We start from the raw sequence: 23,510 nt of genomic DNA on the forward strand, positions 1-23,510 counted from the left end.
TATCAGGTGCTCAACAACACCTCCTTGGTACATCGATACCGTCGGGGGGCGTCCACCCCATCTGTTTCCCGCGATTTTTAATTTTCGCCGCTGTTATGTAGGGTTTTGTCGTCAATTTCCCCAAGCTTTATCAAGATTTTATCGGCAATCCCGCTGTTATTGAAGAACAGCGGGATAACAGCGGGGAACAGCGACGATAACAGCGGCGGAACAGCGGGGATCAGCGGGGAGCAGCGGACCGGTTCGAACGGCGGCGCCGCCCTTTTGAAAAAACGGCCATGTCAAAGAGCGCAGGCGGAACCGGGACAGCGTCCCGCCCGCTCGCGGTCCTGCCGCAATCTTGTCCACTATTGAATCGAACCATTCCCGATCGCTGGATCAGGGTGCACGCATGCCGCTCTAATGGCCTCCCGTGCAGCCCTGGTGGCTACCGGAAAACCGGGTCTTCATGATCGTGGCGAATGCCGCCTGCGCAGGATCTGTTCCGTTCCGCGAGGCAGAGATCAGCTGAGTCCATTGCTCGTCATTCGCGCGGTCCACGAATTCGGCGATCGCGGCGCGAACGAGCTTTGCCGGTTCGACGCCGCTGCCCGATGACTCCTCGAGCAGGTAACGGAATACATCCGGATCGGCAGCCGCGAGCCAGGGCAGTAGCCGCTCGGCCGCGGCCCCGTCCCCGATGAAGTCGCCGAGGCAGCCTGATCCGTCGCGTATGCCGCCTTCCTCGTCCAGCGTGGCGACGACGCCTTTCCCCTGCGTATCCTCGGCCAGCGCGACGACATAGCGCGCCGCAGCGACACTCCAGGCACGGCTTTCGAGGTGGAGGCGGATTCGTTCGGCGGCGATCTCGAACGGCAGGTCGCGACCCTCGATCAGGCGCTCGAGCTTGAGCAGGTGCCAGCCGAATCGCGAGCGGACCGGCTCGGCGGCGACCTGTCCCGGCGCCAGGGCAAGCAGGGCATCCTCGACCTCCGCGACCAGATCGCCGCGCTGCAACTGGCCAAGCGAGCCCCCGGTCGCGGCAGATGGACAATCGGAGTGATCGCGCGCCAGCTCGGCAAAAGTTCGGACACCCTCGGTGAGCATATGCGACAGCCGGTCGGCGGTGGCGCGCGCAAGCGCGACATCCTCGTCGGCGTCGGAGCGCGGCTCGATCAGAATATGCGCGGCCTCATAGAGCGCTGGACTGCGGAATCTGGCGCGCTGCCCGTCATAGACCCGGCGGCATTCGGCATCGGTCGGCGGCGCGACTTGGATTTCCGCCTCGAGCACCGCGCGCACCAAGGCGGCTTCCGCGGTTTCCTCGCGGCCGTCTTCGTCGAGCTCGGGTTCCGCCACCAGGCCAATCTCGCCTGCGCGGCGCAACAGCAGCGCCTTGGTCGCCAGCGCGTGCCCGGCGGCCTTGCGCGATGCCGCGATCGAGGCGCCGGGATGGTTCTGCGCTTCCTGGGCAATCAGGCTTTCCGGAATCTCCACGCCGTGGACGACAATCGCGCGCATCATCTTGCTCCAGTCTCGGGACGAACAGGGCTTGCATTGGTCCGCATGACCGCCGGGTAAACCGGGGCCGCCGCCAGCGGACGCGGCGGGATCGTCCGCCTGGTCCGCACGACCTGCCAGCCGCGGCGGCCGAGATACCAGAGGGGCGCCGAGAGCATGTGAACGAGACGGGTGAACGGAAAGACGAGCAGGATGGTCATGCCGAGCACAAGGTGCATCTTGAAGATCGGATTCACGTCGGCGACCAGGTCGGCGATGCCGGGCTGGAAGGTGAAGACGCCCTGCGCCCAGGTCATGAACTTCAGCATCTCATGGCCGTCGAGATGCTGGGCGGACACGGGAATGGTGGCGAGGCCGAGGCTGAGCTGGAGCATCAACAGGACCAGGATGGCGATGTCGCTGAAGCTCGAGGTCTTGCGGATGCGCGCATCGAACAGGCGCCGGTGCAGCAGCAGCAACCCGCCCGCGAGGCACAACAGGCCGGCGATGCCGCCCGCGCTCATCGCGAGGATCTGCTTGGCGCCGTGCGGTACGCCGAGTGCGTCGAAGACCCAGATCGGGGTCAGCAGCCCGACGAAATGGCCAGCGAAGATGGTCAGCACACCGAGATGGAACATGACCGAGCCGGCGACGAGCTGCTTGCGGCGCAGCAGCTGCGACGAGCCCGACCGCCAGCTATATTGTTCCCGGTCGAAGCGGATGACCGATCCCACCACGAGTACCGTCAACGCGATATAGGGATAGACGCCGAACAGGATCTGATTGATGTCCATGGTGGTTCTCCTCAGGCGGCTGCGCCGGCACCGCGCCGCGCCGGGGTTGGAGGGATGGCCATCGCGCCGACCAGCGCGTCCGCCTTCGGGCACCCGACATCGGCGGGTCCGAAAGTGACCGCGGTCTCGGCCCACAGCCGGTCCATCGCCTCGAGATCGCCCGGATCGTCGTCCGGCTCCTGCATCAGCGCCGCGAGCGCATCGGCATCAGCCGGGTCGCCCGCGAGCGCGCTCAGCGCGCCGAAGATCGCCCGATAGGGGCTGTCGCGCTTGTGCAGGCGCTGGCCGAGCGCGGCGAGCACGTGCGAGGCTTCACCGAGCAGCGACGCCGCTTCGGCGTCGGGCAGGGTCGAGAGGAATTCGAGGAACACCGGCAGATGATCGGGCAGCTCGCTCGCGGAAAGTTCGAGGCCCCTGGCGCGGTATAGTTCGAGCAGCGCGACCATCGCCGGCCCGCGCTCGCGGCTCTCGCCATGGACATGCTCGTACAGGTTGAGCGACAGCGAGCGGGTCCGATCGAACAGCCAGACATAGCGCTCCTGGACGTCGAACAGGTCTCCCGCCGCGAGATCAGCCGCGAAGTGGGCGAGCGCGCGCCGGATCGGCGGCGGCACTAGCGCCTCGGTCTCGATCGCCGCGACGGCGGCGTCGGCAAGCTCCTGCACTTCCCGGGTCGGATAGCGCAGCAACACCGCCAGCGCGCGATAGGTCATGGCCATGATCAGAGCTCCATCGGGGTTTTGGCGTGGACCAGCTTGCCCGGGCGCTTGTTGGGGCCGAACATGCCGACCTTGGTGTGGCCGTCCGAGCACCCGTTGCCGAAGGTGAAGCCGCAGGCGCCGCGCAGGCCATAGGCGTCCTCGGCATTCTCGCGGTGAGTCGTCGGGATGACGAAGCGATCCTCGTAATTGGCGATCGCCATATAGCGGTACATGTCCTCGATCTGCGCCGCGGTCAGCCCGACCTTCTCGGCGATCGGGTGGTCGATCCGCCCGTCAACGGTCTTGGCGCGCATGAAGCTGCGCATCGCCAACATCCGTTCGAGCGCGAGCACCACCGGCGGTTCGTTCCCCGCGGTCAGGAGATTGGCGAGATACCGCACCGGAATCCGCAGCGATTTGACGTCGGGCATGTCGCCATCGACTTCCAGCGCGCCCGACGCCGCCGCATTCTGGATCGGCGACAGCGGCGGGACGTACCAGACCATCGGCAGGGTGCGATATTCGGGGTGGAGCGGGAAGGCGACCTTCCAGTCGATCGCCATCTTGTAGACCGGGCTTCGCCGCGCGGCCTCGAGCCACGCCTCGGGCACGCCATCAGCCCGCGCCTGGGCGATCACCGCCGGATCGAAGGGGTCGAGGAAGACGTCGAGCTGGGCCTGGTACAGATCCTTTTCGTCGGGAGTCGAGGCTGCCGCCTCGATCCGGTCGGCATCGTAGAGCAACACGCCGAGATAGCGGATGCGGCCGACACAGGTTTCCGAACAGACCGTCGGCTGGCCCACCTCGATGCGCGGGAAGCAGAAGGTGCACTTCTCCGACTTTCCCGAACTCCAGTTGTAATAGATCTTCTTGTACGGGCAGGCCGACACGCACATCCGCCAGCCGCGGCACTTGTCCTGGTCGATCAGGACGATGCCGTCCTCCTCGCGCTTGTAGATCGCGCCCGACGGGCAGGCCGCCACGCAGGTCGGGTTGAGGCAATGCTCGCACAGCCTCGGGAGATACATCATGAAGGTGTTCTCGAACTGGCCGTAGATCTCCTTCTCGATGCCTTCGAAATTCTGGTCGGCCGAGCGCTTGGCGAACTCGCCGCCGAGAATCTCGTCCCAGTTCGGGCCCCGCTCGATCTTCTCCATCCGCTCGCCGGTGATCTTGGATCGCGGCCGTGCGGTCGGGAACGCCTTCATCTCGGGCGCGGTCTGCAGGATGCCATAGTCGAAGTCGAACGGCTCGTAATAGTCATCGATCTCGGGCAGGTCGGGATTGGCGAAGATCTTCGACAGGATCCGCCATTTGGCGCCCATGCGCGGCTCGATCTTGCCATTGGCCTTGCGCCGCCAGCCACCGTTCCAGCGCTTCTGATTCTCCCAGTCGCGTGGGAAGCCGGTGCCGGGCTTGGTTTCGACATTGTTGAACCAGGCGTATTCGACGCCTTCGCGATTGGTCCACACGTTCTTGCACGTCACCGAGCAGGTGTGGCAGCCGATGCACTTGTCGAGGTTGAGCACCATGCCGATCTGGGCGCGGATCTTCATTTCGCGAACTCCTTGTCGGCGCGGGTTTCTTCAAGCCAGTCGACCGTCTTCATCTTGCGGACGATGACGAACTCGTCGCGGTTGGAACCGACGGTGCCGTAATAGTTGAAGCCATAGGCAAGCTGGGCATAGCCGCCGATCATGTGGGTCGGCTTGAGGACGGTACGGGTGCAGGAGTTGTGGATCCCGCCCCGCCGGCCGGTGATCTCCGATCCCGGCGTGTTCACCGTCTTTTCCTGGGCATGGTACATGAAGGTGCTGCCTTCGCGGATGCGCTGCGACACCACGGCCCGGGCGGTCAGCGCGCCGTTGACGTTGAACACCTCGATCCAGTCATTGTCGACGATCCCGGCCTTGCGGGCGTCGACCTCGGACAGCCAGACGACAGGCCCGCCGCGGTTGAGCGTCAGCATCAGCAGATTGTCCGAATAGGTCGAATGGATGCCCCATTTCTGGTGCGGGGTGATGAAGTTGAGGACGATCTCGGTCTCGCCATTGGGCTTGCCGCCCTGGATGAAAGTGGTCTTGAGATCGATCGGCGGCCGATAGACGCACAGTGCCTCGCCGAACGCCCGCATCCACAGATGGTCCTGATAGAGCTGCTGGCGCCCGGTGAGCGTCCGCCACGGGATCAGTTCATGGACGTTGGTGTAGCCCGCCGTGTAGCAGACATGCTCGCTCTCGATCCCCGACCAGGTCGGCGAGGTGATGATCTTGCGCGGTTGGGCAACGAGATCGCGGAACCGGATCTTCTCGTCTTCCTTCGGCAAAGCGAGATGCGCGTGCTCGCGGCCGGTCTGCTTCTCGAGCGCGTGCCAGGCCTTGACCGCGACCTCGCCATTGGTTTCCGGCGCGAGCATCAGGATCGTCTCGCAGGCGTCGATATCGGTATCGATCTTCGCCATCCCCTGGGTCTGGCCGGGCTCGAGCACTTCGCCGTTGAGCGCCTTCAGCAGGTCGACCTCCTGCCCCGTCTCCCAGCCGATGCCCTTGCCGCCATTGCCGGCCTTGGCGAGCAGCGGCCCGAGCGCGGTGAAGCGTTTGTAGGTGTTGGGATAGTCGCGCTCGACCACACTGATCTGCGGCATGGTCTTGCCGGGAATCGCCTCGCATTCGCCAAGCGACCAGTCGCGCACGTCGAACGGCTGCGCCAGCTCGGCCGCGCTGTCATGCTGGATCGGGGTCAGGACGACGTCCTGCTCGACGCCGAGCACTTCGGGCGAAACCTCGGAAAAGGCCTTGGCGATCGCCTTGAAGATCTCCCAGTCCGACTTCGCCTCCCAGGCCGGGTCAACCGCGGCCCCCAGCGGGTGGATGAAGGGGTGCATGTCCGACGTGTTGAGGTCGTTCTTCTCGTACCAGGTGGCGGTCGGCAGGACGATGTCCGAATAGACCGCCGTCGTCGACATGCGGAAGTCGAGCGTCACCAGCAGGTCGAGCTTGCCCTCCGCCGCCTCGTCGCGCCAGACGACGTCCTTCGGCTTCTGGCCGCCGGTCTCGCCGAGATCCTTGCCCTGAAGACCGTGGCTTGCGCCAAGCAGGTGCTTGAGGAAATATTCATGGCCCTTGCCCGACGAACCGAGCAGGTTCGAGCGCCAGACGAACATGTTGCGTGGCCAGTTCGCGGGATCGTCCGGGTCCATGCACGACATCTTGACCGCGCCGCTCTTCAGGCCTTCCAGCGTGTGCGCCTTGGGATCGACGCCCGCCGCGGCGGCTTCGCGCGCGAGGTCGAGCGGGTTGCACTGCAGGGCGGGCGCGGAGGGCAGCCATCCCATGCGTTCGGCCTTGGCATTGAAGTCGATCATCGACCCGTCCCACACGCCCGCGGGCGCGGTGGGGGAGAGGATCTCGCTCATCGCGACGGTCTCGTAACGCCATTGGTCGCTATGGGCGTAGAAATAGGAGGTCGCATTCTGCTGCCGCGGCGGGCGGCTCCAGTCGGTGGCGAAGGCAAGCGGCGCCCAGCCGGTCTGCGGCCGCAATTTCTCCTGCCCGACATAATGCGACCAGCCGCCCCCCGACTGGCCGACACAGCCGCACATCACCAGCATGTTGATCGCGGCGCGGTAGTTCATGTCCATATGATACCAGTGGTTCATCGCCGCCCCGATGATCACCATCGACTTGCCATTGGTCTTCTCGGCATTGCCGGCAAAGCCCCGCGCGACCGCGATGATCTGCTCGCGTGGGACCGAGGTGATCGCCTCCGCCCAGGCCGGCGAATAGGGCTCCACCTCGTCATAGGTCGCGGGCATGTGATCGCCGCCAAAGCCCTGGTCGACGCCGTAATTGGCGAGGAACAGGTCGTAGACGCAGGCGACCAGGGTCTCGCCCTCCGGCAGCATCATCCGCTTGACCGGCACGTTGCGGACCAGCACGTCGGGATGGTCGGTCATCGCAAAGCCGTTGGTCGCCGCGCCGCCGAAATAGGGGAAGCGGACGCCGACGACACCGTCATGGACGCCCTTCAGCCCGAGGCGGAGTACCACCTCGCGACCGCTGGATTCCCGCTCCTCCAGGTTCCATTTGCCGTCCTCGCCCCAGCGGAAGCCGATCGACCCGTTTGGCACCACGACCGCGCCGGTCGTGTCGTCGAGTGCGACGGTCTTCCATTCGGGATTGTTGGTCTCGCCGAGCGCTGCCTCGAATTCGGATGCGCGCAACAGCCGCTCTGGCACATAGCCGCCGTCCTGCTTCACCAGCCGGACCAGCATCGGCAGGTCGCTGTATTTGCGCAGATAGTCCCGGAAATAGGGGACCTCGCGGTCGACATGGAATTCCTTGAGGATGACATGGCCGAAAGCGAGCCCGAGGGCCGCATCGGTGCCTTGCTTGACCGCCAGCCACAGGTCCGAGAATTTCGAGGCCTCGGAATAATCGGGGCAGATCACCACCGACTTGGCGCCGCGATAGCGGGCTTCGGTGTAGAAATGCGCGTCGGGGGTGCGGGTCTGCGGAACGTTCGAGCCCCACAGGATCAGGAAGCCCGAATTGAACCAGTCAGCGCTCTCGGCGACGTCGGTCTGCTCGCCCCAGGTCTGGGGTGATGCCGGCGGCAGGTCGCAATACCAGTCGTAGAAGGAGCCGCACACGCCGCCGATCAGCTGCAGGTACCGCGCGCCGGCGGCATAGGAAACCATCGACATGGCCGGGATCGGGGAGAAGCCGAAGATGCGGTCCGGGCCCCAGGCCTTGATCGTATGGGCATTGGCCGCGGCAATGATCTCGGTAACTTCGTCCCAGGTCGCGCGGACGAGTCCGCCCGAGCCGCGCATGCTCGTATAGGAGGCGCGCTGCTCCGGGTTGGCCTGGATCGAGGCCCAGGCGGCGACGGGGGCCATGGTCGCCCGCGCCGCGCGCCATGCCCGGAGCAGGCGGGCGCGGATCAGCGGGTATTTCACGCGGTTGGCGGAATAGAGATACCAGGAATAGCTGGCGCCGCGGGCGCAGCCGCGCGGCTCGTGATTGGGAAGCTCGGGACGGGTGCGCGGATAGTCGGTCTGCTGGGTTTCCCAGGTGACGATGCCGCCCTTCACGTAGATCTTCCAGGAGCACGACCCGGTGCAGTTCACGCCGTGCGTGGAGCGGACGATCTTGTCGTGCTGCCAACGGTCCCGATAGGCCTGTTCCCAGGTCCGGTCGTCATTGTTCATCACGCCGTGGCCATCCGAGAATGTCTCGGTCTTCCGGGTGAAGAAGGTGAGGCGGTCGAGAGTGTTGCTCATCCGGAGATCCTGAATTGCGCAACGTCGGTGCAGCGATGCGAACAGTCAGGGGAGTTAGCTTTGATCCTGATCAAAGCCTCTACGTGATTCTCACAAGAGTAATGCGTGATTCAGATCACTTATGATGACGGCGCCCAGCGTCCGTCCCGAGGAACGACATCAATGCATGAAACCGGCCTGACTCCTGCCCCGACGGTGCCGCCGGCGACCGCGATGGAGGCACTGCGGTCGATTCCCTGGCTCGGCGCCGTCGCCTCGGCGACGATGGAGCGCCTGGCCGGGCACGCGATGGTGATCCGACTGCCCAGGGGCGCGCAGATCTTCGATCAGGCCGAAATCCCGACCTTCGCGCAGTTCCTGCTGGGGGGTTCGATCGAACTGCTCGCCGTGCGCGGCGAGGAGGAGACGCTGGTCGAACTGGTGCGGCCGGTCGATGCCCTGCTGCCTGCCGCGGTGCTCGGTGCGTTACCTTATCTGGTGCGCGCGCGCGTGCGCGAAGACGCCGTGCTGCTGCTGGTGCAGGCCGAGGCTTTTCGCGCCGCTGTCGCCGCTGACCAGGCGCTGTGCCTTGCCATGCTCGCCTGCCAGTCGACCCAGTTCCGGCGCCAGATGAAGCTCGCCAAGGCGATAAGACTGCGCTCGGCGGAGGAGAGGGTCGGCGGTTTCCTGCTGGCGCTCGCTGAGGCTCAGCCTGGAACCGGCGAAATCCGGCTGCCGCTCGAAAAGCGCCAGATTGCGTCGCAGCTGGGCATGACGCGCGAGACCTTGTCGAGAACCCTTCCCGCAATGCCCGACCGCGGGCTGCGCGTTGTGGGCGACAAGCTCTTCGTTGACGACATCGCCACCGCCCGCGCTGCCTTTCCCTATGACCCGCTCATCGACGGGCGGGATCCGATTTCGCCGCTTTCCAGCTCGGGGGATTCGCAATGAGCACCCAGACCGCCCCGACCACGGCGCGTGCGCTCGTCGTGCTGCTCGTCTCCACCCTGGCGTTCGCCATTTCCTTTGCCGCCTGGATGATGTTCGGCGTGACCGGCATTCCGATCCGGCACGAGCTTGGCCTGAACGCCTCGGAGTTCGGCCTGCTGACCGCGACGCCGATCCTGACCGGGGCGCTGCTTCGGCTACCCTTCGGCATCTGGACCGACCGGTTCGGGGGCAGGATCGTCATGGCGCTTCTGCTCGCCGGCAGCGCCGTCCCGCTCTGGCTTTCCTCCTATGCGACCAAGCTCTGGCAATTCCTGGCGATCGGCCTCGCGCTCGGCATGGTGGGGGCGGTCTTCGCGGTCGGCACGCCTTATGTCGCGCGCTTCTTCCCGCGGAATCGGGGTTTTGCGATGGGCGTGTTCGGCGCGGGCGTCAGCGGCGCCGCGATCAACATGTTCGTTGCGCCGCAGCTGGTGAACCATTTCGGCTGGCAGAGCGTGCCGAGGGTCTATGCGATCAGCCTGCTGGTCGTCGCCGGCCTGTTCTGGCTGCTCGCGCTCCCCGATCCCGGCAAGAACGCGAGTGCGCCGTCGATGCGCGCCCAACTCGGTGTCCTGCGCGATCCGCGCGTCTGGAAATATTGCCAATATTACTCGATCGTGTTTGGCGGCTTCACCGCGCTGTCGATCTGGATGCCGCAATATTTCCTCAATCAATATCATTTCCCGATTGCTCAGGCGGGGCTCATGGCCGCCTGTTTCTCGCTGCCCGGCGGCGTGCTCCGCGCGGTCGGCGGCTGGCTGTCAGACCGGTTCGGCGCGCACAGGGTCACTTGGTGGGTGCTGTGGGTCGCGTGGATCTGCCTGTTCCTGCTATCCTATCCGCAGACTGACCTGATCGTTCAGACCGTGCGCGGACCGCTCGCCTTCCATATCGGCCTGCCGGCCTGGGGCTTCGCGGCGCTGCTGTTCATCCTGGGCGTGTGCTTCGCCTGCGGCATGGCGTCGACCTTCAAATATATCGGCGACGACTTCCCCACCAACATGGGCGCCGTCTCCGGGATCGTCGGCATGGCCGGCGGACTCGGCGGCTTCCTGCTGCCGATCATGTTCGGTGCGCTGCTTGATGTCCTTGGCGTGCCGTCGAGCTGCTTCATGCTGCTCTACGGCATCGTCTGGGTGTCGCTGATCCTCTCCTATCTGACCGAGGTGCGCCACTTCGCGGTGATCGGCACGTCGGATAGCGACGAGACGGCCAACCCGCCTTCGGGGTCGCTACGCGCGGCCCGGGGAGGCTGAGGCGAGCGCCATGGCATCGACACAGCCTTCCCTCCCTCGTGACCCTCGGTGTCTCGTCGCGGGCACGCCGCCGTCGGGTGATTGTCCATCCGACCGAACGATGGTGTCGGTCGATCGCGCGCTCCAGCTGCTTCTTGCCGAAGGCGCGACACGCGCACCCGAGCATATCGCCCTGGATCGCGCGGGCGGGCGGATCCTCGCGGCGCCGATTGTGGCACGGCGCGCGGCGCCGGCGCGTGATGCGTCGGCCATGGACGGCTATGCCGTGCGGGATGCCGATCTCGTGGCTGACTGGAACGCGCTGACGGTGATCGGCGAGTCGGTCGCCGGCCATGGCCATACCGGGTCGCTCAAGACCGGGAGCGCGGTACGGATCTTCACCGGCGCGCCGGTCCCCGATGGTGCCGACCGGGTGATCCTCCAGGAGCAGGTGCGACGGATGGGGAGCCAGGTCCTCGTACCGCACCCTTGCGCGCAGAAGCGCCATATCAGGCAGGCGGGCTCGGATTTCATCGCGGGGGACCTGCTGGTGGATGCCGGCGTGCCGCTGACGCCCGCGCGCCTCGTCGCCGCCGCAGCCGCCGATATCGCCGAGGTCGCCGTGTTCGGGCGGCCAAAGGTCATGGTCATCGCGACCGGTGATGAACTGCGCACGCCAGGCTTCGATATGGCAAGGCCGGATTCGATTCCGGAAAGCGTTTCGTTCGGAGTAGCCGAGCTGGCGCGACATTTCGGCGCCGAGGTGGCCATCCACCCGCGCCTGCCCGACGATCTCGACCGGCTTCAGGGCGCGGCGGCGGAGATGCTCGACAAGGCCGACATCTTGGTCGTCATCGGTGGCGCATCGGTCGGCGACCGCGACTTCTCGCGGCGCATGTTCGAGCGGGCCGGGCTGCGCCTCCATTTCTCGAAGGTCCTGATGCGGCCCGGCAAGCCGGTCTGGTTCGGCAAGGCGGGAGGGACGTGCATCCTCGGCCTGCCGGGCAATCCTACCGCGGCAATGATCACGGCGCGGCTGTTCCTTGCTCCGCTCGTCGCGGCGATGGCGGGCCGCGAGGCGCGTACCGCGCTCGACTGGCGCGCCCGCCCGCTGGCCGACGGTCTCGAGGTCAATGGCGACTATGAATGCTTTCTCGGCGCGGGAACGCGCGCGGGCGGAGTCAGCGCGTCCGCCAATCGCGATTCGAGCGCGCAGCGGGCACTTGCCGCGACCGAGGTGCTGATCCGGCGACGTCCGCATGCACCGGCCGCCGCGGCGGGGGATTTTGTCGAGACACTTGAATTCTGAACCGGGGCGCGTGCCCATTTCGAGGTAGTTTTTCCATGACTGGTATCGACGAGTCCCTCCGCTTCCTGCCGCTCCGCATCGCGGTGCTGACGGTGTCGGACACGCGCGACGCGGCGACTGACAGCTCCGGCGCGCTGCTGATCGAGCGCCTGACGGCGGCGGGACACGATCTTGCCGGCCGTGCGATCGTTCGCGACGAGGTCGAGGCGATCCGCGATCGGGTCCTGGCCTGGGTGGCGGATCCGGGCGTCGACATCATCCTCACCACGGGCGGAACGGGATTCACCCGGCGCGACGTGACTCCCGAGGCGGTGCGGCCACTGCTCCGGCGGGAAATGGACGGATTTTCAGTCGTCTTCCATGGTGTCAGCCAGGCAAACGTCGGCGTCTCAACGCTGCAGTCGCGCGCGCTCGCCGGGCAGATCGACGAGACCTTCATCTTCTGCATCCCCGGATCGACCGGCGCCTGCCGGGATGCCTGGGATGGCATCCTCTCGCTCGAACTCGACAGCCGCTACAAGCCCTGCTCACTTGCCGGCCAGGTGCCGCGGCTCGCCGGCCTGTGCGCATGAACGCAATCCAGGCCTTTTCCCAACGCCACGATCCCGGGAGGGCGGTCGACCCGTCCCAGGTCGAACCGCGAACGGGGCGCCTCGTCGACGGGTTCGGGCGCCGCTTCCACTATCTCAGGCTTTCGGTCACCGAAGTCTGCAATTTTCGCTGCGCCTATTGCCTGCCGGACGGCTTCCGCAAGACCGCGCCGCATTCGTTCCTCGGCGTCGAGGAGATCGCGCGGCTGGCCAATGCCTTTGCGCGCCTCGGCGTCGCCAAGATACGCCTGACCGGCGGCGAACCGACGGTGCGCGGTGATATCGGCGAGATCATCGCCCGCGTCGCCGCGACGCCCGGAATCGACAAGGTGGCGATGACCACCAATGGCTGGAACCTCCACCGGCACGTCGCCGCGTGGCATGCGGCGGGGCTCACCAATCTCAATATCAGCATCGACGATCTCGATGCGGCCGGGTTTGCCGCGATCACCGGCCATGATCGACTCGATCAGGTCGTTGCCGGGCTCGATGCAGCGCTCGCGCTCGGCATGCGGGCGGTCAAGATCAACGCGGTCCTGCTCAAGGCATCGGCTCCCGAAAGCTTCGACCGCTTCGCCGCGTTCGTGAAGGCGCGGCCGATCGCGGTTCGTTTCATCGAGCTGATGCGGACGGGCGACAATGCCGACTATTTCGCAGCCAACCATGTGTCCGGTGCGGTTCTGGCAGCCTGGCTTGAAGCGCGGGGCTGGTCGGCGCGCCCCCGCGGCTTCGATGATGGTCCCGCCATGGAATATGAACACCCCGATTATCTCGGCCGGATCGGCCTGATCGCGCCCTATGGCGCCGGCTTCTGCGACAGCTGCAACCGCCTGCGCGTCACCGCGCGCGGCAAGCTTCGACTCTGCCTGTTCGGGGAGGGTGGCGTGGATCTTCGCGATCTGCTCGCCGACGACCGGCCCGACGCGGTCGCGGAGCGCGTGACGGCGGCGCTCGCCGGGAAATCGGCGGGGCACCGCCTGCACGAAGGGCGTCCGGGTGACACGCGTCACCTGGCGCAGCTGGGCGGATAGGCATGGGCGTGATCGAGGGAATATCGGCGATGGAATTCGAGACGGCGCTAGCCCGCGAGATCTGGACCGCCAAATACCGGCATCCCGACGACCGGAGCTATGCCGATACGATCGCCCGGGTCGCGTCGGCCGTGGCTGAAGCCGAACCGCCCGGCGAGCGCCCGCATTGGGAGCGAAAATTTGCCGAGGCGCTCGCCGATTTCAGGCTGATTCCTGCCGGAAGGATCCTGGCCGGGGCAGGGACGGGTCGCAGCGTCACGCTGTTCAACTGCTTCGTCATGGATACGATCGAGGACAGCCTGTCGGACATCTTCGCCCAGTTGCGCGAAGCGGCGCTGACGATGCAGCAGGGCGGCGGCGTGGGCATGGATTTTTCCACCATCCGGCCGAGCGGCAGCCCCGTCAGGGGAGTCGCGGCGGATGCGTCGGGGCCGCTCTCCTTCATGGATTGCTGGGATGCCATGTGCCGCACCATCCTGTCCGCCGGGCAGCGGCGCGGCGCGATGATGGGATGCCTGCGCATCGACCACCCCGATATCGAGGCGTTCATCGATGCGAAGCGCGATCCGCTGCGCTTCCGCAATTTCAACCTGTCGGTGCTGGTGACCGATCCGTTCATGGCGGCACTCGAGGCGGATGCGGAATGGCCGCTGACGTTCGGCGGAAAGCTGGTCCGCAGCGTATCGGCGCGGGCGCTCTGGGAGCGCCTGATGCGCGCCACCTATGATTGTGCCGAACCCGGCGTGATCTTCATCGACCGCGCGAACGCGCGCAACAATCTGGCGCATTGCGAGTGGATCGCGGCGAGCAATCCGTGCGGCGAGCAGATGCTGCCGCCCTACGGAGCATGCCTGCTCGGATCGATCAACCTCGCGCGGCTGGTGCAGCATCCCTTCGAAGAGGGTGCTGCGCTGGATGAGGAGGCGCTTGCCGACCTGACGCGAACGGCGGTCCGGCTGCTCGACGACGTGATCGACATTTCCCGCTATCCGCTTGCCGACCAGGAGGCCGAGGCGAAAGCCAAGCGGCGAATCGGCCTCGGTGTCACGGGCCTCGCTGACGCCCTTCTCTTCTGCGGTGCCGCCTATGGCGGCGCGCGGGCGATCGAGCTGATGCGGGGCTGGCTGGGGATCATCAAGCGCGAAGCCTATCGCGCCTCTGCCGCGCTCGCCGCCGAGAAGGGCCGCTTTCCGCTCTATGACTCGGTCATGCTCGACACCCCGAACCTGCTCGACCTCGACGACGAGACGCGCGCCATGATCGCCGAGCACGGCCTGCGCAACGGCTGCCTGACCTCGATTGCCCCGACCGGAACCACGTCGCTGCTCGCCGGCAATGTTTCGTCGGGGATCGAACCGGTATTCGCCTATTCCTATACGCGGCGGATTCGCGAGCCCGACGGCAGCACGCGCGAGGAAGCCGTGGAGGATTATGCCTTCCGGCTGTGGAAGCAGCTGCGCGGTGACGAGCCTCCGCCACCCGAGCTGTTCGTCAGCGCCCAGACGCTCGGCCCGGCCGATCACCTCGCGATGCAGGCCGCGGCGCAGGCACTGATCGACAGCTCGATCTCGAAGACGATCAACGTTCCCGAGGATATTCCGTTCGAGCGCTTCGCCGACATCTATGCCGAAGGATACCGGCTCGGCTGCAAGGGCATGACGACCTACCGGCCGAATTCGATCACCGGCTCGATCCTTTCGGTGGACGTGGCGAGCGCGTTGCCGGAGCCGCAGGGCGTGACGCTCGATGAAAGCCTGCTGGCGCCACGTGCCGAGGCGCTGCCGGGCACGACCTACAAGCTCAAATGGCCCGACAGCGCCCATGCGATCTATGTGACGATCAACGACATCGAGACCGGCGGCATCCGCCGCCCGTTCGAGATCTTCATCAACTCAAAGAACACCGAGCATTATGCGTGGAGCGTCGGGCTCACGCGGATGATCTCGGCGGTGTTCCGGCGCTCCGTCGACGTTTCGTTCGTCGCGGAGGAACTCAAGGCAGTGTTCGATCCGCGTGGCGGCGCCTGGATGCAGGGGCGTTACGTTCCCTCGCTTCACGCGGCGATCGGCGACATCATCGAGCGCCATATCGGTGCGCGCGAGGCCGAGCTGCCGATCGACCTGCCCGACGCCCCGGCGCTGCAGCGGCCGCCGCGCTGCTGCCCGCGCTGTGGCGCGGCGGCCATGATGCGGTCGGAAGGGTGCGAGACCTGCCTCGAATGCGGATATTCGAAATGCGGATAACCCGCGCGATCCATCAGGAGCCATCATGACCGACGGAGCATCCATTCGCCGCGCCCGCCTCGCCGCCAGTCCGGCGCTGTTCCGCGGCAGCTTCAGGCCCTTTTTCCTCGGCGGCGCGCTCTGGGCGCTCGTGGTGCTCGTGCTTTTCATCTGCGCGCTGAGCGCCACGATCACGCTGCCCACGGCGTTCGACACCATTGCCTGGCATCGCCACGAGATGCTGTTCGGCTATCTCGGCGCGGTCATTGCCGGGTTCCTGCTGACCGCGATCCCCAACTGGACCGGCCGCCTGCCGATCGCCGGCGCGCCGCTCGCTGCATTGGCCGGACTCTGGCTTGCGGGACGAATCGCCATATTGTGCTCGGCGCTGGTCGGCGCGCCCATCGCGGCGGTGCTCGATGTCGGGTTCCTGCTCACGCTGGCGTTCGTCGCCGGCCGCGAAGTGCTGGCCGCGCACAACCGTAACCTCCCCGTCGTCGGCATGGTGTTGCTCCTGGCCGTCGCGAGCGGGCTTGATCACGCCGAGGCGATGGGCGCCCCCCTCCCGCCGGGACTCGGCTATCGCTTTGCGGTCGGCCTGATCGTGATGATGATCGGGTTGATCGGCGGCCGGATCATTCCCTCGTTCACGCGCAACTGGCTGGCCAAGCAAGGCGCCGCCGGCTCGCTGCCCGGCCAGCCGGGGCGGTTCGACGTGGCGGCGCTGGCCATGACCGCGCTGGCGTTGATCGGCTGGGTCGTGATGCCCGACGCTACGACCAGCGGCTATGCGCTGCTCGTCGCCGGGGCCGTGCAGATCGTGCGGCTGGCGCTCTGGCAGGGCGTCCGCACGGTGCGAGAGCCGATCGTGCTGATCCTGCACATCGCCTATCTCTGGATTCCGATCGGCCTGGTGCTGCTTGGCCTGAGCATCGTGAGCGGGGCCTTTCAGGCTTCGGCCGCGCTGCACGCGCTCACGGCCGGTGCCATGGCGGGGATGACGCTGGCGGTCATGACCCGGGCGACCCGCGGCCATACCGGCCGCGATCTTGTCGCCGGTCCCATGACAATCGCCGTCTATATACTCATTACGCTCGCCGCGGCGATTCGGGTCGCGGCACCCATTCTGCCGATCAGCTATATGGCTGCGATTCATCTCGCGGCCACCGCCTGGATCGGAGCGTTCGTGCTGTTCGTCATTGCCTATGGACCGATGCTGGCCATGGCTCGGCCCGACGGCAAGCCCTGAGCGCTCGAACCGGATATTCGTCGGACGCGATCCGTACGACTATGGATCGCTATGGAAGGGCAATGGTGCCCAGGGACGGGATCGAACCGCCGACACTGCGATTTTCAATCGCATGCTCTACCAACTGAGCTACCTGGGCATATCCGGCGCCACAGGATGGAGCGCGGGAAAGGCGGCCTCTTAATCGGGGTCGTTGGCGCTGTCCAGCCCGGGCGGCGGACTGTTTTCCTCGTCATGCTCCGCCGGGCCCGCCGGGATGCGATAGCCTTCGCCAAGCCATTGCAGCAGATCGCGGTCGCGGCAGCCCTGGCTGCAAAAAGGCGTGTGCACCGGGCTGACGGGTTTGCCGCAGATCGGGCAACTGTCTTTCTTCGCCATCTCATATCACCTCGAATAAGGGCTCGACGCCGGTACGCCGCGCCAGCTCGGCGATCAGCGCGGGGCGGGCGGCGAACCACGCATGAACGCGCCGCGAGACGCGGTGGTGCCGCGGCGCGGGCGGGGGCGACCGTTCGATCATCCGCAACAGCGCGCGCGCCTCGCTACCAGCGGGATCGGCACGAAGCATCTCGGGCAGGGAGGGGCGCAATCGGCGACGGACGATCTGCAGGAAGCCAAATCCGTTCATCGCCGTGCGCTCGAAGGGCAAGGGCAGGACGGCATCGATCGCCGCCGCCACCGCCTGCCGCGCCGCCTTGCCCTCGAGCGTCGGAAAATCGATGCCGACCGAGCCGGTGACGTCATGACGCAGCATCGCCTTCGCGACCGCGCCGGCGGCGGCGATGGAGAGGGCCTCGAGCGGCGGCTGGCCGTCGACGTCGAACAGGGTCATCGCGGGCGTGGGGGTCATGCGCAGCGCGCCGCCGGTGAAGCTGATCTCGCCGCTCACCGCTTCGTCGAGCACTTCGGACCAGCCCGCGGCTTCGAGAAGATCGGCCTCATGCGCGCGGATTTGGCGAACCGGAAATCCGGTCGCGCCGATTCGGGCGAGGAGATCGGCGCCGGGCGCTGGCGCTGCGCCGGGCTCGGCCGGAATGGCCCTGGGCAGCTTGGCGCGGCCGGGTTCCGGAATTGCCTCGCGCGTGATCTCGATCGCCAGCGCCGCGCCCTGGGTGATGCCGGCCGGCAGCATCGTCAGCAGCGCCTCGCCACCATTCCATGCCACGCGACCCTCGCGGCCGCGGACAGTGATTTCCACCAGCCGCGCAGGCAGGATCGCACCGACCCGAGGCAATCCATCGTCGCGTTCGATTCGCGCTTCGAGAATGGCGCCATCCTCGACCAGCGCGGCGCGCGCCTCGCCGATCCCGGCCTCATAGAGCCACTCAGCCAAGCGGGATTCCCGCCGCCGCCAGCAGCGCGCGCGTCTCGAACAGCGGCAGGCCGATCACGCCTGAATGGCTGCCCGAGAGAAAGCGCACGAACGCCTCGGCCCTGCCCTGGATCGCATAGCCGCCTGCCTTGCCCAGCCCTTCGCCGCACGCGACATAAGCGTCGATCTCGGCCGCGCTGAGCGCCTTGAACGCGACGATCGTGTCCGACAGCCGGGTCCTGGCCTTGCCGCTCGCATCGATCACGCACACGGCGGTAAGGCAATGATGGCGGCGGCCCGAAAGCAGGCCAAGCAGGTGTCGCTGAATCTCTGGAGTTTCGGCAGGGGGCAGAATCCTCCGGCCGACCGCGATCGCGGTATCGCCGGCGAGCACCACTTCGTCGGAAGCGCGGTCCACCGCCCGCGCCTTGGCCTCGGCGAGACGCAGCGCATAGGCGCGCGGCAGCTCGCGCGGCAGCGGTGCCTCATCGATATCGGGCGCGGCGACGCGGACCGGCACCACGCCGAGTCGCGCGAGCAGGTCGCGGCGGCGTGGGCTGGTCGAGGCGAGGACGAGCCGCACTGGCGGCTCCATTCAGCCTGGATTCCGGCCTTCGCCGGCATGACGCGCGGTGCGCGTCACTTGAAGCGGTAAGTGATGCGACCCTTGGTCAGGTCGTACGGGGTGATCTCGACGAGCACTTCGTCGCCCACCAGCACGCGGATGCGGTTCTTGCGCATCTTGCCGGCGGTATGCCCGAGAACTTCATGGTCGTTCTCGAGCTTCACGCGGAACATGGCATTGGGGAGAAGCTCCACCACCATGCCGCGCATTTCGAGCTGTTCTTCCTTGGCCAAACAAACCTCTAGCGATGTTGGGAAAATTATGAGGGCGCCCCTTAGCTCAGGAGACGCGAAAAGGGAAGCGGGAGCGCGCCCGATCCGGAAGGTTGGTGAATCCCGGCGCCTAAGCCGGGTTGTACTGCGTCAGGAACGCCTCGAGCTCCTTCAGGAACTGGACCCGGTTCGTTTCTTCCGAGAAATGATGGTCGCCGGTGGGTTGCTCGACATAGCGATAGGTCTTGCCCGCCGCTTTGAGCCTCTCGGCCATCTCGCGCGACTGCTTGACCGGAACGCGCTTGTCGACCTTGCCGTGCATGAGCAGTACCGGAATCGAGAAGTCGGCCGCGAAGTTGATCGGCGACACGGCCTTCAGGTCATCGGCTTGGGAACGCCAATAGTCCTTGGTGCGCCCGCCATTCAGGAAGCCGGAATCATAATGGAGGATTCCCGTCATGTCCGACACGCCGGCATAGGAGACAGCGCAGCGATAGACGCCCTTGTCGCGCTGCGCTGCGCGGAGCGCCGCATAGCCGCCATAGGAGCCGCCGACGATGCAGACGCGCTTGTCATCCGCAATGCCCTGGGCTGCCGCCCATTTCACCGCGTCGATCAGATCGTCCTGCATCGCAAGGCCCCATTGGCCCTTGCCCTTGTTGCCGAACTCGGTGCCGAAGCCCGATGAGCCGCGGTAATTGGGCTGGAGCACCGCATAGCCGCGATCGGCGAGGAATTGCGCCTGCCAATCCCAGCTCTCGTCGTCGCGCGCGAATGGGCCGCCATGCGGCATCATGATCAACGGCAGCTTGGTCGCCGACTTGTTGCGCGGCAGCGTCAGCACCGCAGAGATATCGAGCCCGTCGCGCGCCTTGTAGTGGATCGTCTTGACCGGCGCATAATGCGCCGCGACGAGCGTCGAGCTGACATGGGCGAGGAAGCGCATCCGGCCATCGGCCTGGTTGAAGACATAATAGTCGCCGGGCCGGTCCGCGCCGCCGACCCAGACGATCATCACGCCGAAATCGCGACTCCAGGAAACGATATTGGCCCGGCGTTCCCCGACGCTCTTGTCGATCGCGGTCTGGATCTCGGCGAGCGCCGGATCGAACCAATGGGTACGCCGACGGGTATCGGTATATTCAACGCCGATCAGCCGGGTCCCGTCATCGGCAGTGATGAGATCGTCGAGATCATAGCCCGGTACGCCGAACAGCTTGTCGCCGGTTTTGAGCGTGGCGAGATCGAGATTGTACAGCGCGTTGAATCCGTCGTCATCGTCATAGGCGATCGCCTTGCCGGGCTCGGGCAGGAACATCGCCGGGACATTGCCGAGCGAGGATCCGCGGCCACGCGCCCGCGCGATCGTGTGGAATGTCGCGCCCTGCTTGTCACGGTAGAGCAGGCTGGAGCTGCGGCTGTCGTCATTATAGGCGATGCCGGCGCGGACGATGCCGGCGCCGTCGGCATACCAGTCCATCACATTCGGGACCGGGCCCGCGACGCGCTTGCTCCGGCCGTTCGAAACGTCGAAATCGCGGACTTCAGGCCAGAAGCCTTCCTCGTTCGAATAGATCGACGTCTGCAGCGACAACAGGATATGCGGGGTGCCGTCGGAGGCCTTCCAGAGGATCTCGCCAGCGTCCTGCGCCGCCATGTCCTTGCCCAGTATCTGGGATTTCTTGCCATCGGCGCTGATCGCAACGGCGCGGCTCAGAATCCAGGAATCGCCCTCGACGTCACGGGTCGCGGCCACCACCGCGACCAGCCAGTCATTGTTGACCCAGGACCAGCTCCGGAGGTCAACGTCGCCCGGATCAATCAATGCGACATGCGAGGTATCGGCGAGTTCGATGATCGCGAAACGCTGCTTGCCCTTGATCGCGATCTCGCCGGCGACCTTCTTCCCGTCAGGCGACAGGCTCGGTGCTTCGAAGAAGGGCAGCTGAGCGAAATTCTCGAGCGGGATCGGGCCGGCAGTGGCGGGAGCCGGGGTCGCCGCGGGCGCCTGCGCTGCGGCTTGTGCCTGCGCCTGGGGCGCCGCGCTGCTCGGTGCGAAGGGTATGGCGCTCGCGGCGACCAACCCCAGCGACACGGCTGCAATACGCAATATCATTGAAATCCCCCCGGTTTTTCCTCACGCCCAGTATCGCGCCCGTGTCTTCCTCAAGCAATGGCCCTCACGGGACTTTTTCCGCAAAAAAGAACCGCGCCGGAATCACTTCCGACACGGCTCTCGCGTTTCCGATCGGGAATTGTCCCCAATCCGGATCTAAGGGCTTGGACTCCAGCCGACGACCCCGCATGCGCCGCCAGCGCGGTGATCCGCGGCAGGGCGATATGACGGTGCTGAGATCGACTGGGCAGCGAAACGGCTGGTCCCTTCTAGGCAGGATTATGCTGATCCAGAAACTTCTTCGCCTCCTTCAACACTTGAACACGATCGGCCTCGCGCAGCAGATTATGCGTGTTGAGGGGCTGCTCGATATAGACGAAATCCTTGCCCTCGATCTTGCCCGCGTGCTTCAGCCGGGCGACGAGATCGCGAGACTGGGCTGGCGGCACGCGCTTGTCGCGTGCGCCTTGAATGATCAGGATCGGCGTCGAATATTTCTCGGGATGAAGGCCGGGCGAGGCGTCGACAAGGTCGACGCTCGCAGAACCCATTCCGGTCTTTGCCCCATAGCGTCCCAGATAATTCTTGTCGTAGCGGATCATCGCGGTCAGGTCATGGACGCCGGCGCCGCTGATTGCGCAGCGATATTTGTCGCCGTCGCGCTCGGCCGCGCGGCTGGCGGCGTAGCCACCATAGGACCAGCCCATCATGCACACGCGCTTCGGATCGACGGTGCCGCTTCCGGCAAGATAGGTGATCGCATCATTGAGATCGTCCTGCATCCGATAGCCCCACGCCTTTTCCGAGGCTTTCTCCCAGTCTCTCCCATAGCCGGTCGATCCCCGATAATTGGGCTGGATCACGACATAGCCATATTCGGCGAGCGCCTGCGCCCAGCCATACGCGTCCCAATCGGCGCTGTCGCGAGCCCAGGGCCCGCCATGGGGCAATATGACGAGCGGTAGTTTCTTCTCGCCGATGCGGTGCCGCGGCATCGTCAGGACTGCCTCGATCTGCTTGCCGTCGCTTGCCGCATAACGCACGATCGAGACGGGATTGAGCATCGCGTCCTTCAACGTATCATTCGCATAGGCTATCCTCCCAATCCCGCCTTTGAGCGTATCGAAGACATACCAGCTTTCCGCCTGACCCATCGCCGCGACACGAAACACGATGGTCTCGCGCGCTGCGTCGGCAGTGGCGATATAAACATTGCCCTTGCCGTAGCTCTCCTCGAGCAGGCTTTCGATCTCCTTCAGTCGCGGATCGAAATAATGATGGCTGGTTCGCCCTTCGGTTACCGTAACCGATTCGAGCGCCTTGCGATCCGGGGTGAGAGAGGCGTCGTCAATGTCGTACCCGTTGACGCCGAAGACCTTCTTGCCGACCGCCATGGCGGCGAGGTCATATTCATACAGCGCCGCGAAGCCGTCTGCCCGGCTGAAGGTATAGGCCTTGTTCCCGCCGCTGACGAACAGGCTCGGCAGCGCCACGCCGGTATAGCGGTCAGGTACCTGGTTTACGATCGTGTGCATTGGCGTCGACGCATCGGGCCGGTAGAGGATCTGGACCTTGCCGGTTTCGGAATCGCGCATTTCTCCCAGGCGAACGACGCCGTCCGAATCGGCCGTCCAACGGGAAACATTGGGATTCGGCCGCATCACCGTCTTGTATTTGCCGGTATCGAGATCGACATCGATCACTTCGGGATTGCCCGACAGCTCGGTGCCGTAGTCGAGGTTCTGCCGCTGGAGCAGTATATGCGGCATCCCGCTTGACGACGTCCAGAGCGCGGTTGTTTGAGCGAACGCCTTGTCCCAGCCGAGCGGGACGACCTTTTTCGTAACCCGATTATAGGCGGCGTAGCGGATATTATCGAACCACTCGCCCGCGAAATTATCGCGCGAATCGATCCTGATCAGCAAATGATCGCTGTCGACCCACTCATATCCGATAATCTGCTGGTCACCCTGTTTGTCTGTGCTGAAATCGTCGTCGCGGGCGATGATCATCGGCGCGACATTGGCCTGCCGCACTGCGAGAAGGGCGAGAACCTGCGCGCCATTGGCGCGAATCTTGGTGGCGATCCATTTGCCGTCGGGAGTGATCTCGGGATCGGCGATCATCGGAAACTGCGCGAACGTCTCGAGCGGCACGGTCTTGCCCGCCCATTCGGTGCCTGGTTTGGTCTCCGCCAACGCTGCGCCACTGAGTGAGAGTGTGACGATAATCGCAGCCAAGCCAACGAAATTACTCGGTTTCATTGCTCTACGGTGCCCCCGCGTTTTTCTGTTGCCAGCGTAGCATGGATGGATTCGTGGGCAAGGCCGCTTCCGGTGGTGATCAGCGCGGCTTAAAAAAAGGCCCCGTTCAGTTGAACGG

The 23,510-nt window shown here is 65.6% G+C and carries 18 protein-coding genes and 1 tRNA gene; 7 read left to right on the forward strand and 12 right to left on the reverse strand.

The features are described 5' to 3' along the window. Positions 1-399: 399 nt before the first annotated feature. Genes ABD050_RS21395 through ABD050_RS21415 form a run of 5 tightly spaced genes read right to left on the reverse strand, consistent with a single transcriptional unit; the run spans position 400 to position 8,258 of the window. Positions 400-1,500 carry a peptidylprolyl isomerase gene (locus ABD050_RS21395; RefSeq protein ID WP_343891547.1) on the reverse strand — a complete coding sequence of 367 codons (1,101 nt, stop codon included), beginning with the start codon at positions 1,498-1,500 and terminating at the stop codon, positions 400-402. Then, a complete protein-coding gene (gene narI / locus ABD050_RS21400) occupies positions 1,500-2,273 on the reverse strand; it encodes a respiratory nitrate reductase subunit gamma (protein WP_343891548.1) in 774 nt (257 codons plus the stop codon). Before narI ends, ABD050_RS21395 begins: the two co-directional genes overlap by 1 nt. A gap of 11 nt (positions 2,274-2,284) precedes the next feature. After that, on the reverse strand, positions 2,285-2,992 hold the full coding sequence (narJ, locus tag ABD050_RS21405; protein ID WP_343891549.1) for a nitrate reductase molybdenum cofactor assembly chaperone: 708 nt from the start codon (positions 2,990-2,992) through the stop codon (positions 2,285-2,287). 2 nt (positions 2,993-2,994) lie between these two features. Continuing rightward, complete coding sequence (narH, locus tag ABD050_RS21410) at positions 2,995-4,530, reverse strand: nitrate reductase subunit beta (protein WP_343891550.1); 1,536 nt, start codon at positions 4,528-4,530, stop codon at positions 2,995-2,997. After that, positions 4,527-8,258: a nitrate reductase subunit alpha gene (locus tag ABD050_RS21415; protein WP_343891551.1), complete on the reverse strand. Its 3,732-nt coding sequence runs from the start codon at positions 8,256-8,258 to the stop codon at positions 4,527-4,529. Before ABD050_RS21415 ends, narH begins: the two co-directional genes overlap by 4 nt. Positions 8,259-8,420: 162 nt before the next feature. On the opposite strand from ABD050_RS21415, the gene ABD050_RS21420 reads away from it, so the two are divergent. From ABD050_RS21420 to ABD050_RS21450, 7 genes are all read left to right on the forward strand, one after another. Then, positions 8,421-9,188, forward strand: a complete 768-nt coding sequence (locus ABD050_RS21420; protein ID WP_343891552.1) for a helix-turn-helix domain-containing protein — start codon at positions 8,421-8,423, stop codon at positions 9,186-9,188. Next, positions 9,185-10,483 (forward strand): MFS transporter, encoded by a 1,299-nt coding sequence (locus ABD050_RS21425; protein ID WP_343891553.1) that lies wholly within the window; start codon positions 9,185-9,187, stop codon positions 10,481-10,483. Before ABD050_RS21420 ends, ABD050_RS21425 begins: the two co-directional genes overlap by 4 nt. A gap of 100 nt (positions 10,484-10,583) precedes the next feature. Beyond that, positions 10,584-11,771, forward strand: a complete 1,188-nt coding sequence (locus ABD050_RS21430; protein WP_343891554.1) for a molybdopterin molybdotransferase MoeA — start codon at positions 10,584-10,586, stop codon at positions 11,769-11,771. Positions 11,772-11,806: 35 nt separating this feature from the next. Further along, on the forward strand, positions 11,807-12,343 hold the full coding sequence (gene moaB, locus ABD050_RS21435; RefSeq protein WP_343891555.1) for a molybdenum cofactor biosynthesis protein B: 537 nt from the start codon (positions 11,807-11,809) through the stop codon (positions 12,341-12,343). Further along, entirely contained in the window at positions 12,340-13,392 is a 1,053-nt protein-coding gene (gene moaA / locus ABD050_RS21440) for a GTP 3',8-cyclase MoaA (protein ID WP_343891556.1), read from the forward strand. The genes moaB and moaA overlap by 4 nt, the downstream gene beginning before the upstream one ends. A gap of 2 nt (positions 13,393-13,394) precedes the next feature. Further along, on the forward strand, positions 13,395-15,635 hold the full coding sequence (locus ABD050_RS21445) for an adenosylcobalamin-dependent ribonucleoside-diphosphate reductase (protein WP_343891557.1): 2,241 nt from the start codon (positions 13,395-13,397) through the stop codon (positions 15,633-15,635). Between the two features lie 25 nt (positions 15,636-15,660). Continuing rightward, positions 15,661-16,863, forward strand: coding sequence for an NnrS family protein (locus tag ABD050_RS21450; RefSeq protein WP_343891558.1), 1,203 nt, complete (start codon positions 15,661-15,663; stop codon positions 16,861-16,863). A gap of 63 nt (positions 16,864-16,926) precedes the next feature. Here the strand turns inward: ABD050_RS21450 and ABD050_RS21455 are convergent. From ABD050_RS21455 to ABD050_RS21485, 7 genes are all read right to left on the reverse strand, one after another. Continuing rightward, a tRNA-Phe gene (locus ABD050_RS21455) sits at positions 16,927-17,002 on the reverse strand. A 41-nt stretch (positions 17,003-17,043) separates the two neighbouring features. Next, complete coding sequence (locus ABD050_RS21460; RefSeq protein WP_343891559.1) at positions 17,044-17,241, reverse strand: DNA gyrase inhibitor YacG; 198 nt, start codon at positions 17,239-17,241, stop codon at positions 17,044-17,046. A gap of 1 nt (position 17,242) precedes the next feature. Further along, the gene (locus ABD050_RS21465) at positions 17,243-18,196 is read right to left on the reverse strand and encodes a ribonuclease (RefSeq protein ID WP_343891560.1); all 954 of its coding nucleotides are present in this window, start codon (positions 18,194-18,196) and stop codon (positions 17,243-17,245) included. Beyond that, entirely contained in the window at positions 18,189-18,758 is a 570-nt protein-coding gene (locus ABD050_RS21470; protein WP_343891561.1) for a Maf family protein, read from the reverse strand. The genes ABD050_RS21465 and ABD050_RS21470 overlap by 8 nt, the downstream gene beginning before the upstream one ends. Before the next feature lie 56 nt (positions 18,759-18,814). Beyond that, positions 18,815-19,033, reverse strand: a complete 219-nt coding sequence (gene infA, locus ABD050_RS21475; RefSeq protein WP_343891562.1) for a translation initiation factor IF-1 — start codon at positions 19,031-19,033, stop codon at positions 18,815-18,817. A gap of 109 nt (positions 19,034-19,142) precedes the next feature. Next, positions 19,143-21,128 (reverse strand): alpha/beta hydrolase family protein, encoded by a 1,986-nt coding sequence (locus ABD050_RS21480; RefSeq protein WP_343891563.1) that lies wholly within the window; start codon positions 21,126-21,128, stop codon positions 19,143-19,145. 269 nt (positions 21,129-21,397) lie between these two features. Beyond that, on the reverse strand, positions 21,398-23,368 hold the full coding sequence (locus ABD050_RS21485) for a S9 family peptidase (protein WP_343891564.1): 1,971 nt from the start codon (positions 23,366-23,368) through the stop codon (positions 21,398-21,400). Positions 23,369-23,510 lie beyond the last annotated feature (142 nt).

This window comes from Sphingomonas oligophenolica (genome assembly GCF_039522915.1).
GTDB classification, from domain to species: domain Bacteria; phylum Pseudomonadota; class Alphaproteobacteria; order Sphingomonadales; family Sphingomonadaceae; genus Sphingomonas; species Sphingomonas oligophenolica.